The organism is Vibrio sp. T13N (genome assembly GCF_032970445.1).
Taxonomy (GTDB): domain Bacteria; phylum Pseudomonadota; class Gammaproteobacteria; order Enterobacterales; family Vibrionaceae; genus Vibrio; species Vibrio diabolicus.
Window position 1 is genome coordinate 27,822 of record NZ_JAWJYE010000012.1, and the last position, 16,792, is coordinate 44,613.

The window sequence follows — 16,792 nt, forward strand, 5'->3', positions numbered from 1 at the left end:
AAGGCCCAGCGCGGGAATCTTATTTTTCAATTCCGAAATGCAAATACGCACGATCTGTCGCGATTCTTCCACGTGGAGTGCGTTGTAAATAACCTTGCTGAATAAGATAAGGCTCAAGAACGTCTTCGATAGTATCCTTTTCTTCACCTATCGCTGCCGCCATGTTATCGAGTCCGACCGGACCACCACCAAATTTCTCCATAATTGCGAGTAGCAGTTTGCGGTCCATATAATCGAAACCTTCGGCGTCCACATCAAGCATATTCAGCGCTTTGTCGGCAACCTCTGCACAAATGTGACCATTTCCTTTCACTTCCGCATAATCGCGAACACGACGTAGTAGACGGTTAGCAATACGTGGTGTGCCACGTGCACGTCTTGCCACTTCCAAGGCGCCTTCAGGTTCCATTGACAAACCTAAACAATCCGCGCTGCGCTGCACAATATCTTGTAGGTCTTTTATCTTATAAAACTCAAGACGCTGAGTAATACCAAAACGGTCGCGTAATGGTGACGTTAAAGAGCCTGCTCGGGTCGTTGCACCAATCAAAGTAAACGGCGGCAAATCGATCTTGATAGAACGAGCGGCCGGACCTTCACCGATCATAATATCCAGTTGATAATCTTCCATCGCCGGATACAGAACCTCTTCAACCATCGGGCTTAAGCGGTGAATTTCGTCAATAAATAGAACGTCATTTTCTTCTAGGTTGGTTAGTAACGCGGCTAAATCGCCTGCTTTTTCAAGAACTGGCCCTGAAGTAGTACGGATGTTTACTTCCATCTCGTTGGCGACAATATTTGCTAGCGTGGTTTTACCCAAACCCGGAGGGCCAAAAATTAACAGGTGATCAAGAGCTTCACTACGTAACTGAGCAGCTTTGATGAAAATCTCCATTTGGTCACGAACGTGGTCCTGACCTTGGTAATCCGCCAACTTCTTTGGTCGAATAGCACGATCAATGACATCTTCATCACGAAAGGCAGGGTTTTCTGGCGCGATTAAACGATCGGCTTCAATCATCTTTTTACCTTGAAAAATGGTTACCTGAGAGAATAATGCCGCTCGTTTAACAGCAAGTGGCATATTTCTGTATCTCGTCATCCTGTACAGCGACGAACGAGCGTGATACAGGATCTTCTATCCGAGCACTTTATGGTCAAAATTGTTTCATTAACCGCTCAGCGCTCTGCTATTAGATTCCTAGTCTCACCAAGGCTCGCTGGAATGACACAAAAATATCGTTAAGCGATTGGCATTAACCTTAGAGAATGAGTTATCTTGAACAAATGCTCACTGTGAAACCAGCGTTACACCATTGATTTTAGAGCTTCACGGATCATTTGCTCACTGCTCATGTCCGGTTTAGCAATTTGAGACACCACTTTCGACGCTTGAGTCGGCTTGTAACCCAAAGCTAGAAGCGCGCTAATTGCCTCTTCTTCCGCGTTGTTGGATGTCGCACCAGAATCCGCAGGAGCAGCATCCGTAAATGGTGTAAATAGATCGCCAGCGCCCCACCCTTTCAAGCGGTCTTTCATTTCAACAACCAATCGCTCTGCGGTTTTCTTGCCAACGCCTGGAAGCTTAACCAGCGTAGAAACGTCTTCATGTTCCACACAAGTAACAAATTGCGTTGCTGTCATACCAGAGAGAATACCAAGACCGAGTTTAGGACCAACGCCATTGGCTTTGATCACTTCACGGAAAAGTGCTCGTTCTTTTACTGTGTTGAAACCGTATAGCAATTGTGCATCTTCACGGACGACAAAGTGAGTATAAATAATGGCTTCTTCGCCAACATTTGGCAGCTCGTAAAAACAGCTCATTGGCATCTGGACTTCATAACCAATGCCATTAACTTCAATTAATACTTCAGGTGGTTGTTTTTCAATCAGTGTGCCACGAAGACGTCCAATCACTATAAATACTCTTTGGAAATGAATTTGCGACAGGATAATAAAGAACTGGATAGACATCCAGTTAATTTTATCGGTAGCGCCCTTTTCTGGCACTGGTTGCTTTGCCCGCTAAGGCAACGAGAGTTTTGTTCGTATTGGCATGACAAATCGCCACACCTAAAGCATCGGCTGCATCCGCTTGAGGCTTGGCGGGCAGTTTAAGCATCTGCTGAACCATATGCTGAACTTGCGCTTTGTCCGCACCACCAGTACCGACTACAGCTTGCTTAATAAGACGCGCGGCGTATTCGTATACCGGCAACTCTGCATTCACCGCAGCAACAATTGCGCTGCCACGAGCCTGGCCAAGCTTTAATGCTGAATCCGCATTTTTAGCCATAAACACTTGTTCAATCGCAAATACGTCCGGTTGAAACTGAGTAATGATTTCCGTGACGCCAGCGTAAATCTGCTTAAGACGGCCCGGAAGTTCTTTTTCTGAAGTACGAATACAGCCACTACCAAGGTATTGCAAATGGCGTCCATTTTGACGAATGACCCCATAACCGGTAATGCGTGAACCTGGGTCAATGCCCAAAATAATTGACATGAATGTTCCTAAAAATGAGGCCGAATGCGACCTCAATTTCTTATTATTACTTTCTAATTTCGGAGCGAATACCGCTCACTGCACATTGAGTTTACTCTAGAGAGGCTGCAACGTCGTCAGAGATGTCACCGTTGTGATAAACCTCCTGAACATCGTCCAGATCTTCTAAAGCGTCAATCAAACGAAGCAGTTTTGGCGCAGTGCCCACATCCAGTTCTGCTTTCGTTGAAGGGATAAGCGACACTTCGGCGTTCTCCGCCTCAAAACCTGCAGCATCAAGGGCATCTTTTACGAGTCCAAAATCGCTTGGCGCGGTGTAAACATCAATCGAGCCATCTTCTGATGTTTCGATGTCATCAGCGCCACTTTCTAACGCCACTTCCATCACCGCATCTTCATCTAAACCTGGGGCGTATGAGATCACGCCTTTCTTGTCGAAAAGATAGTTTACACTACCATCCGTACCCAGATTGCCTCCTGACTTCGAGAACGCATGGCGTACGCCAGATACTGTGCGATTTCGGTTATCCGTCATACATTCGACCATGACCGCAGTGCCACCTGGACCATAACCTTCATAGATTACGGTTTCCATATTGTCGTCGCCTTCACCGCCAGCACCTCGGCTGACAGCGCGGTTGACAGTGTCACGCGTCATGTTGTTAGACAACGCTTTATCAATTGCAGCTCGCAAACGTGGGTTATTTTCTGGCTCACCGCCTCCCTCTTTTGCCGCAACAACGATTTCACGGATTAATTTGGTAAAGATTTTGCCGCGCTTCGCATCTTGCGCTGCTTTACGGTGACGAATATTCGCCCATTTACTATGACCTGCCATAATTCACCTTTTAATGTATTTTGACGCTTAATAGCAAACATGAGCTAAAAAGCGTTGCTTGGGAAATTGCTTTGGAAGTTTCTTGGGTTTATTTAAACAAAAACTCCCGCAGTTGCGGGAGTTTTCTTCAAATGTTGTGCGCTTATTCTGCGTCTTTTTCTTTCGCTGCAGTCACTGCGATTGCTAGCTCTTCTAGCGCTGCTGGGTTCGCAATGCTTGGTGCGTCTGTTAGTAGACACGCCGCTGCTGTTGTTTTCGGGAATGCAATAACATCACGGATGTTCTCAGTACCACATAGCAGCATCACTAGACGGTCAAGACCGAATGCAAGACCAGCGTGTGGAGGCGTACCGAATTTCAGTGCATCAAGCAGGAAGCCGAACTTAAGCTGTTGCTCTTCAGGTGTGATGCCTAGAATATCAAATACGGCTTCTTGCATATCTGCGTTGTGGATACGAACAGAACCGCCGCCAACTTCGTAACCATTTAGAACCATATCATAAGCGTTAGAGTTTGCCGCAGCTGGGTTCGCTTTTAACTCTTCCGCAGTCACACCTAGAGGCGATGTGAATGGGTGGTGCATCGCGTGTAGGTTGCCTTCGTCATCTTCTTCGAACATTGGGAAGTCAACAACCCATAGTGGAGCCCATGCTGATTCGTCAGTTAGCTCTAGATCTTTACCTAGCTTCAGACGCAGTGCGCCCATAGCTTCTGCAACGATGCCCGCTTTATCAGCGCCAAATAGGATGATGTCGCCAGATTCCGCTTGAGTGCGATCTAGGATGCCGTTGATCACGTCTTCGTTTAGGAACTTAGCGACTGGAGATTGGATACCTTCCATGCCTGCAGCACGGTCGTTAACCTTCATCCAAGCTAGACCTTTCGCACCGTAGATACCAACGAATTCACCGTAGCCATCAATTTGCTTACGAGTCAAAGATGCACCACCTGGAACGCGAATAACGGCAACGCGGCCTTTCTCGTCGTTTGCTGGGCCAGAGAATACTTTGAACTCAACGTCTTTCACTAGGTCAGCAACGTCTACTAGCTCTAGTGGGTTACGTAGGTCTGGCTTGTCAGAACCGAAACGGCGAATCGCTTCGCTGAATGGCATTACTGGGAACTGACCTAGGTCTACGTTTAGTAGCTCTTGCCACATATCGCGAACCATGTTTTCCGTCACTTCACGTACTTGCTCAGCCGTCATGAATGACGTTTCGATATCGATCTGAGTGAATTCTGGTTGACGGTCAGCACGTAAGTCTTCATCACGGAAACACTTAACGATTTGGTAGTAACGGTCAAAACCAGACATCATTAGAAGCTGTTTGAATAGCTGTGGAGACTGAGGAAGCGCGTAGAAGCTGCCTTTGTGAACACGGCTAGGTACTAGGTAGTCACGCGCGCCTTCTGGTGTCGCTTTCGTTAGTACTGGTGTTTCGATATCTAGGAAGCCGTTGTCATCTAGGAAACGACGAACAAAGCTAGATGCTTTAGCACGTAGCTTGATGCGGTCACTCATTTCTGGACGACGAAGGTCTAAGTAACGGTACTTCAGACGTTGCTCTTCAGAGTTCTTTTGGTTGAAGTCTAGAGGCAAAACGTCACTGCGGTTGATGATTTCAAGACCTGTCGCAAGGATCTCAACTTCACCTGTTGTCATATCTTTGTTTGCTTGGCTTTCTGGACGAACGCGTACTTCACCCGTTAGTTTGATACAGAATTCATTACGAAGTGTGTTAGCCACTTCATACGCATCCGCCATATCTGGATCAACAACTACCTGAACGATACCTTCGCGATCTCGCATATCAATAAAAATAAGACCGCCTAAATCACGACGACGGTTAACCCAGCCGCAAAGTTCTACAGTTTGTCCTGCAAGGGACTTGTTCAGGTGACCACAGTAATGGGTACGCATAATGAAATTCCCAATCTCTCAAATGTTGTTAACTACGCTCTGTCAGCCTCATTGCCAAGCAGAGTAAAGATTCAGTTATACGCTGAATGTCCACGAAAATCGACTACTCAACATACAATTAAGTGTGTTTTATCATTCACTGGTGCTTTTTAGTACAACAAATGTTCAAAAGCGCACCAAAGCGAAAAAATTGGTGGGGATTATAGCGTGAAATTACCTATTTCAGCAAAACTCTCGTAAAGTATTCACACGAGTAGCAAGCAGTAAAGAATAATGGATAACTTACCTCTTCGACTTGGATTGACAATGTGGTCGCATAATCAATGGCAGCAAAGCTTTTACGGCAGCGGGACAAAGCCCGCTGAACGTTTAGAAAAGTATGCACAGGTGTTCCATACCGTAGAAGGCAACACGACATTTTATGCCACGCCGACGCTCAACACGGTGCAGAACTGGAGAGCAGCAACCCACGATGATTTTCGCTTTACTTTCAAACTTCCTAAAGCCATCACTCATGAGCAAATGCTAAGAGGTTGCAGCGAACAACTGAGAGACTTCATGAAAGTTATGGAGCCGTTGCATGACCGTGTGGGGCAATGGACAATTCAATTGCCAGCCGCATTTGGTCCTGAGCACCTTGATCGACTGAAAAAGTTCTGTGAGAGCTTTCCACCTAACTTCCCTCTTGGTGTTGAGGTTCGTCATATGGCATTTTTCTCCAAAGGTGAAGAAGAGCGAGCGCTTAACCAATGGTTAGTAGAAAATAACATTGACCGCATTATTATGGATAGCCGCCCTGTCTTTGCCGCTAAGCCAGACAATGAAGCGGTCATTGATGCGCAAATGAAAAAACCAAGAGTACCAGTCCACGCCATTGCTACCGCTTCACACCCTTTGATTCGCTTTATTGGTCATCCAGAAGAACAGCAAAATTACGAGTTTTTTACACCATGGCTCAGCAAGTTGCCGCAATGGATTGCAGAAGGTAAACAGCCGTATGTCATGATCCATACTGCGGACAATATAATTGCGCCGGAGTTGGCAGCCAATCTGTATAAAGACATACAAAAGCGTATAACACTTCCTGACTTGGCATCTTTCCCGGCTAACGATGGCAACTCGCAGTTGCAGATGTTCTAACGCAACACATGACAGAGGCGTGAAATTCCCATAAAATACGCGCCTTTTTTGGTGCCTGACGTTTTCAGGCGGCTTGTATGCAGAGACTTGGTTATGAACCCTAAGAGCAATCCAGATACTATTTTTTCGGCTCCAATCGATAAAATTGGGGATTTCACGTTCGATGAACGCGTAGCGGAAGTATTTCCTGACATGATTCAACGATCAGTGCCGGGTTACAGCAACATTATTTCTGCAATTGGTATGCTGGCAGAGCGTTTTGTAAAACCTCACTCAAACATCTACGACCTAGGTTGCTCTTTGGGTGCTGCTACGCTGTCTATGCGTCGTCATATCAAACAAGAAGGCTGTAAGATCATTGCGGTCGACAATTCACCTGCAATGGTTGAGCGTTGCAAATTGCATGTAAACGCGTACCGAAGCGATACTCCTGTAGATGTGGTTGAAGCGGATATTCGTAATATCGATATTGAAAACGCATCAGTTGTCGTACTGAACTTTACTCTGCAATTTCTTTCTCCAGACGATCGTTACGCCCTGCTTGAACGAATCTACGCGGGTCTACGTCCAGGCGGAATTTTGATTTTGTCGGAGAAATTCGTCTTCGAAGATGAAGTGTCAAACGAGCTATTAATTGACCTTCACCACGACTTTAAACGTGCAAATGGTTATAGCGAACTAGAAATCAGCCAAAAGCGCAGCGCGATAGAAAACGTAATGCGCCCAGATTCAAAGAAAGAGCATAAAGAGCGTTTCGCTAAAATTGGCTTTTCTAGCTACGATGTTTGGTTCCAATGCTTTAACTTTGGCTCTATGTTCGCAATTAAATAAACCTTGCATACAAAGGCCCTGAATCACGCCGATTTAGGCTGTTATTTAATAATTTTAATACCATCAACTCAGCGATTAACTAACTATGTTTAACTTTGCAAACTTCTACCAATTGATTGCCCAAGACACACGTCTTCAACCTTGGCTCAATGTGCTACCACAACAGCTAACGGATTGGCAAAATGCAGAGCACGGTGACTTTGGTCGCTGGTTGAAAGCACTGAACAAGATTCCAGAAGGCTCACCGGATCAAATTGACATCAAGAATTCAGTGACCATCAGCAACGACACTCCTTTCCATGAAGGTGAGCTGAAGAAATTAGAGAACTTACTTCGTACATTCCATCCGTGGCGCAAAGGGCCATACCACGTACACGGCATTCATATTGATACTGAGTGGCGCAGTGATTGGAAATGGGACCGCGTGCTTCCGCATATTTCTCCATTAAAGAACCGCAGCGTACTCGATGTTGGTTGTGGTAACGGCTACCACATGTGGCGTATGCTGGGTGAAGGTGCACGCTTAACCGTCGGTATCGATCCATCTCACCTGTTCCTAATTCAGTTCGAAGCAATTCGTAAACTAATGGGAGATGACCAACGTGCGCACCTACTGCCATTGGGTATTGAACAACTACCTAAGTTAGAAGCGTTCGACACGGTATTCAGCATGGGCGTGCTTTACCACCGTCGCTCTCCACTGGATCACTTGGTGCAGCTAAAAGATCAATTAGTGTCTGGTGGTGAACTCGTACTAGAAACACTAGTGATTGAAGGTGATGAGAATTCAGTGTTGGTTCCAACTTCTCGTTACGCACAAATGCGCAATGTCTATTTCTTCCCTTCAGCAAAAGCACTGAAAGTATGGTTAGAGTTGGTAGGATTTGAAGATGTGCGCATCGTTGATGAAAACGTCACTTCGGTTGATGAACAACGTACCACAGATTGGATGACGCATAACTCTCTACCAGACTATCTAGATCCGAACGACCCAAGCAAGACTGTAGAAGGTTACCCTGCCCCTCGCCGCGCGGTTCTTGTCGCTCGCAAACCATAATTCGCTGAGATTCCTGACATTGTCTTAACTCATTTTACGAGTTAAGACATTACCCTCTTTCCTCGTACTGAGCGTGTTTGTTTTTCGAGTCCATTTGTTACATCAAAACATAAGCACGCTCTAAATAAGGATGCGCTTTTATGTCCTTGATTTTTAGCTTTTCATCACTATTCCTCAAACAATAAGTAATAGAGAAACATTCTTACTTGTGAGGCTTTATCGATATGAGCTAAACTCCTAAAAAATAAACAACTTAATCCAATCCCAAGGTTTTCAATGTTATTACGATTGACCCCGATTGTTGCCATCGCCTTACTATCTGGATGCTCACTAACCAAAGGCGAACAGTACCACCAAGAAACGTTAGCGGCTATTCAAACTTCAGAAGCGAATGTCAATAATCGCATTACTAACTTAGAGCTTCAGCTCAGCAACCAATCGGACTATATCGACAGCCTTGAAGAACAAGTCGATAAACTACAGGTTGAACTTCTGACATTTCGTGATGAAGCAATGGCAGAAGTGAAAAAGCCAAAAGAGCCGATTATTGTCCAATCTCCTGCTCCTGTGGAACCAACACCAACTCATGATATTGTCCTTGGCTCAATTGAAAAGGTCACTATCGACTCCATTAAGCAGACTTTTGATGCACGTGTCGACACCGGTGCCGCAACCTCATCTTTAAATGCAGTTGATATTGAAGAGTTCGAAAGAAACGGCAAAAACTGGGTTCGATTCCACCTGGCAGATACCAGTAAATCTGAAGAAGAAAAAAATACTTGGATCGAAGCGCCAGTCATTCGTTACGTAAAAATTCGCCAAGTTACCAGTGAAGAACTAGAACGTCGCGCTGTAGTCGAACTTTGGGTGCGCGTTGGAAAAATTCATGAAAAAGCGCAATTTACGTTGGCAGATCGCTCGCATATGAACCATCCTATTTTACTGGGTAGAGAATTTATGCGCGACATCGCACTTGTCGATGTAAGTCGTACCTATATCCAAACGGACGAAGATAAAAAATAATAAGGTAGATTATGACGTCAAAAATACCGTTTTACCTTTCAATCATCTTATTGGTGATTGCGGGCATTGCTTTGAGTGTTTTCAGACATGAAAACTACGGCGTGCCTTGGACACCAGGCGAAACTCGTCAGGTATGGGATGTAGAGGCACGTATTGAGTTCAATGCTAACGGCAATGAAGTCAAAGCTTCACTCGCAGCACCTCATACACAAAGTGGTTATACGCTTATCGGTGAATCCGCTTCCTCTTCTGGTTATGGCGTTTCCTACATTAATTCTGATTCTGGACGTCGTGCCGAGTGGTCAATTCGTCAAGCCAAAGGTCCTCAAACCATTTACTACAAAGCGCAGTTCTTAGTGGACCCTCAGGCTAAAGTTACGCCTCTACCACCAACTGAAGACATTACGCCACCAACTCTATCAGCGCCACAAGCTGCGGCGGCAAATGCCCTTGTTGAGCGTGCGATGAGTCGTTCTGCCGACAATGTGACCTTTACTCGTGAACTCATCAAAGCGCTTAATGACCCAGACAGTCAAAACTCATCGCTACTACTGAATGACTTCAGCCGTACTGATGCACTACATAATATTTTGCTTACCGCAGGTATACAGAGCAAAACTGTCGGTGTTATCGAACTAGAAGATGGCCGTCGACGCCAAACCATTCAACCAATGGTTCAGGTTTGGTCAGGTAAAGATTGGGTACTGTTCTCACCAAATTCCGAACAGAAAGCCGTGAAACCAAACTTATTAGTTTGGGATGAGTCGAATGTATCCCTGCTTGATCTTGTTGGTGGTAAAAATAGCCAAGTTCATTTCTCAATGATCAAGCAAGAAATGACTCCACAGCAAGCGACGAACAACAAGATAGAAGCTGATGGGCTGCTGAATATTTCAATTCATAGCTTGCCTCTTGAAGAACAAGCAATGTTTAAGACCATCATGCTGATCCCTATCGGTGCCCTTATCGTGGTGTTCTTGCGTGTGATTATCGGTCTAAAAACATCCGGTACTTTCATGCCAGTACTGATTGCTGTTGCATTTGTTCAAACCCAGCTATTAACGGGTATTGTCGGTTTCTTACTGATCGTTGGCACAGGCTTGATTATTCGAAGTTACTTATCGAGGTTGAACTTACTGCTTGTAGCACGGATATCAGCGGTCATTATTACCGTTATTATGATCATTTCGGTGTTCACAGTAGTCGCATTTAAGATGGGCTTAACGGAAGGCTTAACAATTACGTTCTTCCCGATGATCATCTTGTCTTGGACAATTGAACGTATGTCTATCCTATGGGAAGAAGAAGGCGCGAAAGAAGTTGCTCTGCAAGGTGGGGGCTCACTGCTCACCGCAGTATTGGTTTACTTAGCGATGACGAACTCATACATTCAGCACCTAACCTTTAATTTCATTGGTCTACAGTTGATTGTTCTGGCCGGTATTCTATTGCTAGGTACTTACACAGGTTACCGTCTAACTGAGTTACGTCGTTTCAAACCACTAGCGGAGGACTAAACGATGTTCGAAAGTTTTACTTCGCCAGCTAAGCTTCGCCATAAAGGCATTATGGGGATGAACAAACGTAACCACAGTTATATCGGCCGTTACAATGATCGTTCTAAATACCCATTAGTTGATGACAAGCTCAAGACTAAAATCATTGCGCAGGCAGCAGGGGCGACAGTCCCTGCCCTGATCGGCGTTATTCATAACCAAGCAGAAGTAAAGACCATCCATAAGATGGTGCAAGATTGGCCTGGTTTTGTAATCAAACCTGCACAAGGTAGTGGCGGTAAAGGCATTCTGGTTGTTACCTCTCACAAAAACGGGGTATATACCAAACCCTCCGGCTCTACAATAGGTCGGGATGAGGTCGAGCGTCACATTAGTAATGCGCTTGCTGGCCTTTTCTCTCTTGGTGGTAAAAATGACGTTGCTGTGGTTGAAAACTTAATCAAGTTTGATGACTGTTTTGATGGCTTCAGTTATGAAGGCGTACCAGATGTTCGGATCATCGTATTTAAAGGCTACCCTGTTATGGCAATGATGCGCTGTTCTACGGCGGCGTCGGACGGTAAAGCAAACCTTCACCAAGGCGCTGTGGGCGTGGGCATTGATATCGCCACAGGTAAAGCAATCCGAGCGGTGCAATTCGACCATCCAGTCACCCACCATCCGGATACCGGCAAAGACCTTTCTACCCTCCAAGTCCCGCACTGGGAGCGTTTGCTTGAGCTTGCGTCTAGTGCGTGGGAGATGACTGGGTTGGGATACATGGGTACTGATATGGTGTTAGATAAAGAGGAAGGACCTATGGTTTTAGAGCTCAACGCTCGTCCTGGCTTAGCAATCCAAATCGCTAATGGTGCAGGCTTGCTTCCTCGTTTGAAACACATAGAGAGCCTCGGCACACCTGCCGAGTATCCAAAGCCGATTGAACGTGTCGCCTACGCAGCAGAGCAGTTTGGGGTAAAACCGCAGTTCTAATCGCCAATCATAATATCATTCGCCAGTAATTGTTCGGATTGCTGGCGTTTTTTGTTTCCGTTTCCAAAACCGTCTACCTACTCATCTTATTAAACAAACCTATCTCACCTATAACTTGAATCAATGATCGAGCTAACAGAATCAACATAGATCGTTTCTTTTCTCCTTTAACTTTTGAGTATGATGAGGTCTCCCCTTACTCAACTTGAGAGGTTGAGAAATGCTAACAAAAGAAACAGATAACGATGAACCAGAGCTTGAAGAACAAGAGAGCTTAGACCAGCATTTACAACGCTTGTCTGAGCTTTCTGTCCAAGCACTTGAAGAGCTTGCTGAAATGATCGATATCAGAGACGATATTTCAGAGGAATAGAACTTAGCCTCCCCGCTAAGTTCTATTAATAAGCCGAGACTGTCGTCCTACAGTCTCGGCTTATTTTATACGCTTTGAAGCCTCCCGCTAACAAATACAAAAACGCCCGCAATAAATGCGGGCGTTTTGCTCGATTCGAAGTTTACGATTCAAACTCTTCGATCATCTCTTGCGCTTCGGTCTTAGGCTTATCCGTTTGACCAAAACCACGTAGACCAACTACGTGTACGTGCTCATGGTCTTTAAACACCTTACGCACCAACTTGTAGGTAGTCCCTTTCTCTGGGCTGATGTTTTCTGGTGCCGCGATAAGAAGTTGCATATCCAGACGGTCACACAATTCGAACAATGTCGCGATCGATTTAGCATCCAGACGCGCTGCTTCATCCAAGAAGAGCAAACGACAAGGCACAATGTCTTTGCTGCGCAGACGACGAGACTCTTCTTCCCAGCTTTGCACTACCATCAGTAGGATTGACTGACCAGTACCGATCGCTTCACCTGTTGATAGCGCGCCAGACTCGGCCTGTAGCCAACCGTCTGTACCACGGTTCACTTCTACACTTAGCTCTAGGTAGTTACGGTAATCCAGTAGCTCTTCACCCAGAACTTGCGGTGAACGTTGGCCCATATCGATGTGTGGGTTCACGCGTTGGAACAGTTTCGCCATCGCTTCTGAGAAGGTAAAACGAGTCGATTCAAACAGGTCTTTATGCTGCTCTTGTTGTGTCGCTAAACCATTCAGTAGCACTTCGTGACTTTCGCGAATTTTCACGTTTAGACGTACGCCCTTCACCTGACCGAACGAGATATTCGACAAGCCTTGGTTCAGCATACGAATACGGTTTTGCTCACGCTGAATCGTCTTCTTGATGATGCTCGCTACCGACTCAGAACTGATCGCTAGGCGGTTTTCACGTTGCGTTAGCTCTTCCGTTAGACGCGCTAGCTCTACTTCCATCTCTTCAATCGCTTCCACTGGATCATCAGTACGGATGATATCCTGACGAATACGCTCACGAAGATGTTGGTATACAGCAATGTAGAACAGAACTTTACGCTCTGGACGTGCGTTGTCTTCTGATAGACGCAGCGCATCACGCAAGTCGTCATTGTTCGCAACCGCTAAACGCAGCGCACCCAATGATTTATCCGACATCGAACGCAATTCATCCGCCGACATGTAAGCCAGTTCGCGCTTGTGTAGACGACGCTCAACATCGTTTTCACGCGCTAAGCGAAGTACTGAACACCAACCCGCTTTCGCTGCAACGACAAATTTGCGCAGCTCTGCGTATTCTTTCTGCACTTTCTTCAGACGTTTCGCTAAGCCTTTCATCTCAAGCTCGGTCGACGTTATCGTGCGCTCGTATTCACTCTTACGACTACGTGAAGTATGTAAGCGTTCGTGCAGCTCGTCACGACGGCGCATTGCACGCTCTTCCGCACCTTCGTCGGCATTTACGCCATACTCTTGCAGCTCTTGTTTGAACTCTTGTACGGTTTCTTGCTTAGCTTGATGCGAACTCTTCAAAGACGCCAATACTTGGTTGTATTGGTTCATTTGTCCTTGTGCTTGCTTCAACTCTTCACGAGAACGAGTACGAGTCTGTTCAGCTTGAACCAACTTCGCTTTTAGCTGCTCACTCAGTTCGCTACTTTTGTTCAGAAGATCAACCGAGTCTGAGTAAGCGAAGTAGTGACGACGTTCAACCAGATCCGAGAGTGCAAAGATTTGCTTCTTAAGATCTTGTAACTGTTCATCTGCCGCTTTGTATTCTGCTTCTAGTGCATCAAATTGCTCTGGGTCAGCATCAAGCGCAGACGCAATATTCTCTAGTTGCGCGACGGCTTTTGCATGGTTGTTTAAGAAGTTTTTCGCCTCTGCAAGCTGAGCGATTTTCTCTTCTAGCTCATCAAAACGCGCTTGCAATGATTCATCTTCAACAAGCACCATGTGTGATGATAACTTGTCCAGAGAAGACAGTGCTTGCTTACTAGTTTGAAGCTGAGAGCGTTGCTGCTGCTCTTTTGCATCCAGATCCGCCAGCACGCGAGCGATTTGGTTACGCTTATCACGAATGGTTGCGAGTGCTTGTTCTGGATCGGCGTCAAAAGCAACTTGAATATGGTTAGACACAAATTGGTTAAATGCTTGGTACAAACGCTGCATTTTCTGAGAGTCAAACGCCGCTTTTGCGTGCTTCTCTACCACTTCTTCTCGTTCGTTACGCAGCAACTCTAAACGCTGCTCACGTGCCGCACGACCAAACAATGGGATCTCAGGCAAGCGAGAGTAACGCATTTGGCGATCGTTCATGCGAACACAAACCGCGCCCTCTAACTCTTCTGCATCGAACGAGCTGTCATCAAAGGCATCGATGTCACCTTCAATGATGTACAAGTCTTCTGGACAGTCGTCTAGCTCTACCAGTTTCTCTTCGATACCTGACAGGTCAGAAACAACGATAGCGTGACGAGCCGGACCGTACATCGCACTGAAGTAAGGCGCGTCATCAATCGTGATGTCATCGTAGATCTCAGACAGTAATACACCGCCTAAAGTATCAGCCAAACCTTTCAGGCGAGGATCGTTTGAGCCACCAGGGGAAGCAAGACGTTCAATCTCAGTGTCAAGCTGACTGCGACGCTCAGCAAGTTTATCTTTAGCTAAGGACAGCGCCCTTTCTTGCTCAAGAACAACCTGCATGTGGTTCATTACCGCATGGCGATCCTCAAGGTCTGCCCCACTCTGCTCTCTCAGTTTCTCTAGCGCATCATTAGCCGCAATCCAAGCTGGCGCTATCGCTTCAAGTTTACTGATTTCTGCCGCCGCGTTTTGCTCTAGACGGCGCTGTTCACCACGCTGATCACGAACTTCTTCTTGAGCTATCTCTAGTGATTCGATTTGCGTCGCATGACGTTCACGTTCTTGTTCAAACGTAACTTCATCGGTTAGCTCGACGTGATATTGCTTTTTGTATTCAGCAACCAGTTCACGCGCTTGACGTTGCTGATTGAGGCTACGCTCAAGATCGCGATGCTGCGCTCGCCATTGCTGTTCGTTTTGTGCAATTTGCTGTGATTCTCGAGCTTTAGCGATTGCCAATTTTGCGTGCTCAGAGGCTTCTTTGCGCTCAACAGGGCCAACGATGCTCTGTACAAGCTTCAATGCAGTATCAAACTGCTCTGCCGCAGCTGATGACATATCGAGCTTATGTTTCACAGACAACAACGTATTGGTATTTTCCGACTCTTTGTTTTTCAGCTCCGCCACTAACGCTTGTGCGGATTCCGCCGTTAGGCTGTCATCGCCAAGTAGCTGCTTCGCTTTCTCCAGCGCTTGAACGGCTTGTTGATATTGAAGCGCGCGAGTTTGCTGAACGTCAAGAGCTTGCTGGTAATCGGCAAGTTGCGTCTTAAGGCTGTCCACCTCTTCTTCTGCAACGGTCGCTTGCTCTTCAGCCATCATCACGCGTTCTTGCGCTTCTTCCACTACCATCATTTGTTCTTCAAGACGCTCGCTCAGCTCTTCAAGATCTTCTTGGTAGCGTTCTATCTTCTCTTGCTGACGCAGCGCGTTTTGCACCAGTTGCAAGTGATCCGAAGCCGCTTGGTAGTCTTGCTCTAAAGAAGATTCTGATTCGATCAGCAGTTCCAGCTCTTCTTGAACGCGGTTAAGCAGGTTGTTTTGCTCAATCAAGGTCTCGCGAGAACCAAATAACTCTGAACGCAAAGACAGTGTCTGTTCTAGTTTTTTACGACGCTCGTTGGCATGGCGCATATAGTCCGCTGCCACATAATTGGTCGACTCTGTAATCAAGTGTTTGAACAAGTCACGGTCTGCTTGCGTAGTTTTGATTGCTTCTAGCGTCATGCGGTTTTCACGCAGCGCCGATTCCATATCTTGGAACGCTTTCTTCACGCCGCCGTTTTGTGGCAGAAGGTAGTCACGTAGCGAGCGCGTAATCGCACTTGAAATACCACCGTAAAGCGATGCTTCGATCAAGCGGTAGAATTTAGAGCGGTCACCAGAGTTACGCAGTTTCTTCGGAATCACACCGAATTCAAACATCTGCGCATGGTAATCAACAATAGAAGAGAAGGCTTTGAATTGAACACCTTCAAATTCCGCGATCGATTCTTTTACTTCGTTGATTTGACGTACACGAGCTTGAGTCGCAGATACGCTTTCAACCAAGATATCCGTTGGTTTCACATGGCTAGGAAGACCTTGGATAACAAACGGTTTGATGTCTACTTTCTTATCACGACCCGCAACTTGCTGTAGTTTTACTGCAAACAGTAGGCGTTGGTTACGTGAGTTCACCACGTCTAGCGCCGCGTAACATGCGCCCGGCTGTAACTTACCGTACAAACCTTTATCGCGAGACGATTGGCTGCTGCCTGCTTCTGTCGTGTTACGGAAATGCAGTAGCGTTTGGTCAGGAATCAATGCGGTGATGAACGCCGCCATTGTGGTTGATTTACCTGCACCGTTACCACCTGATAGCGTGGTGACCAGACCATCGATGTCAAACGTACGGGCAAAGAAGCCGTTCCAGTTGACCATGGTCAGCGATTGGTATTTACCGCGTTCAATCATGC

13 protein-coding genes are annotated in these 16,792 nt (G+C 46.2%); 7 read left to right on the top strand and 6 right to left on the bottom strand.

Annotated elements, in window-relative coordinates:
• Positions 1 to 19: 19 nt before the first annotated feature.
• The 5 genes from ruvB to aspS form a co-directional block, all read right to left on the bottom strand.
• Positions 20 to 1,024 (bottom strand): Holliday junction branch migration DNA helicase RuvB, encoded by a 1,005-nt coding sequence (gene ruvB, locus R2S67_RS17925; protein ID WP_031780162.1) that lies wholly within the window; start codon positions 1,022 to 1,024, stop codon positions 20 to 22.
• 287 nt (positions 1,025 to 1,311) lie between these two features.
• Complete coding sequence (gene ruvA / locus R2S67_RS17930) at positions 1,312 to 1,923, bottom strand: Holliday junction branch migration protein RuvA (RefSeq protein ID WP_012841979.1); 612 nt, start codon at positions 1,921 to 1,923, stop codon at positions 1,312 to 1,314.
• Between the two features lie 67 nt (positions 1,924 to 1,990).
• The gene (gene ruvC / locus R2S67_RS17935) at positions 1,991 to 2,512 is read right to left on the bottom strand and encodes a crossover junction endodeoxyribonuclease RuvC (RefSeq protein WP_012841980.1); all 522 of its coding nucleotides are present in this window, start codon (positions 2,510 to 2,512) and stop codon (positions 1,991 to 1,993) included.
• A gap of 91 nt (positions 2,513 to 2,603) precedes the next feature.
• Positions 2,604 to 3,350: a YebC/PmpR family DNA-binding transcriptional regulator gene (locus R2S67_RS17940; RefSeq protein WP_048626191.1), complete on the bottom strand. Its 747-nt coding sequence runs from the start codon at positions 3,348 to 3,350 to the stop codon at positions 2,604 to 2,606.
• Between the two features lie 142 nt (positions 3,351 to 3,492).
• Positions 3,493 to 5,271 carry an aspartate--tRNA ligase gene (gene aspS / locus R2S67_RS17945; RefSeq protein WP_253651466.1) on the bottom strand — a complete coding sequence of 593 codons (1,779 nt, stop codon included), beginning with the start codon at positions 5,269 to 5,271 and terminating at the stop codon, positions 3,493 to 3,495.
• A 306-nt stretch (positions 5,272 to 5,577) separates the two neighbouring features.
• Between aspS and R2S67_RS17950 the strand changes: the two genes are divergently transcribed.
• The 7 genes from R2S67_RS17950 (at position 5,578) to R2S67_RS17980 (ending at position 12,184) form a co-directional block, all read left to right on the top strand.
• Positions 5,578 to 6,411 (top strand): DUF72 domain-containing protein, encoded by an 834-nt coding sequence (locus R2S67_RS17950; protein WP_317346177.1) that lies wholly within the window; start codon positions 5,578 to 5,580, stop codon positions 6,409 to 6,411.
• A gap of 93 nt (positions 6,412 to 6,504) precedes the next feature.
• Complete coding sequence (cmoA, locus tag R2S67_RS17955; RefSeq protein ID WP_048626189.1) at positions 6,505 to 7,242, top strand: carboxy-S-adenosyl-L-methionine synthase CmoA; 738 nt, start codon at positions 6,505 to 6,507, stop codon at positions 7,240 to 7,242.
• A gap of 85 nt (positions 7,243 to 7,327) precedes the next feature.
• Complete coding sequence (gene cmoB, locus R2S67_RS17960) at positions 7,328 to 8,299, top strand: tRNA 5-methoxyuridine(34)/uridine 5-oxyacetic acid(34) synthase CmoB (RefSeq protein ID WP_012841985.1); 972 nt, start codon at positions 7,328 to 7,330, stop codon at positions 8,297 to 8,299.
• A 276-nt stretch (positions 8,300 to 8,575) separates the two neighbouring features.
• The gene (locus tag R2S67_RS17965) at positions 8,576 to 9,322 is read left to right on the top strand and encodes an ATP-dependent zinc protease (RefSeq protein ID WP_012841986.1); all 747 of its coding nucleotides are present in this window, start codon (positions 8,576 to 8,578) and stop codon (positions 9,320 to 9,322) included.
• A gap of 11 nt (positions 9,323 to 9,333) precedes the next feature.
• Positions 9,334 to 10,839, top strand: a complete 1,506-nt coding sequence (locus R2S67_RS17970; protein ID WP_005390741.1) for an inactive transglutaminase family protein — start codon at positions 9,334 to 9,336, stop codon at positions 10,837 to 10,839.
• 3 nt (positions 10,840 to 10,842) lie between these two features.
• Complete coding sequence (locus R2S67_RS17975; protein WP_317346181.1) at positions 10,843 to 11,811, top strand: alpha-L-glutamate ligase-like protein; 969 nt, start codon at positions 10,843 to 10,845, stop codon at positions 11,809 to 11,811.
• A 220-nt stretch (positions 11,812 to 12,031) separates the two neighbouring features.
• Entirely contained in the window at positions 12,032 to 12,184 is a 153-nt protein-coding gene (locus R2S67_RS17980; RefSeq protein ID WP_005390736.1) for a hypothetical protein, read from the top strand.
• Between the two features lie 142 nt (positions 12,185 to 12,326).
• On the opposite strand, the gene mukB is transcribed toward R2S67_RS17980, so the two are convergent.
• Positions 12,327 to 16,790 (bottom strand): chromosome partition protein MukB, encoded by a 4,464-nt coding sequence (gene mukB / locus R2S67_RS17985; RefSeq protein ID WP_317346557.1) that lies wholly within the window; start codon positions 16,788 to 16,790, stop codon positions 12,327 to 12,329.
• Positions 16,791 to 16,792: the final 2 nt, after the last annotated feature.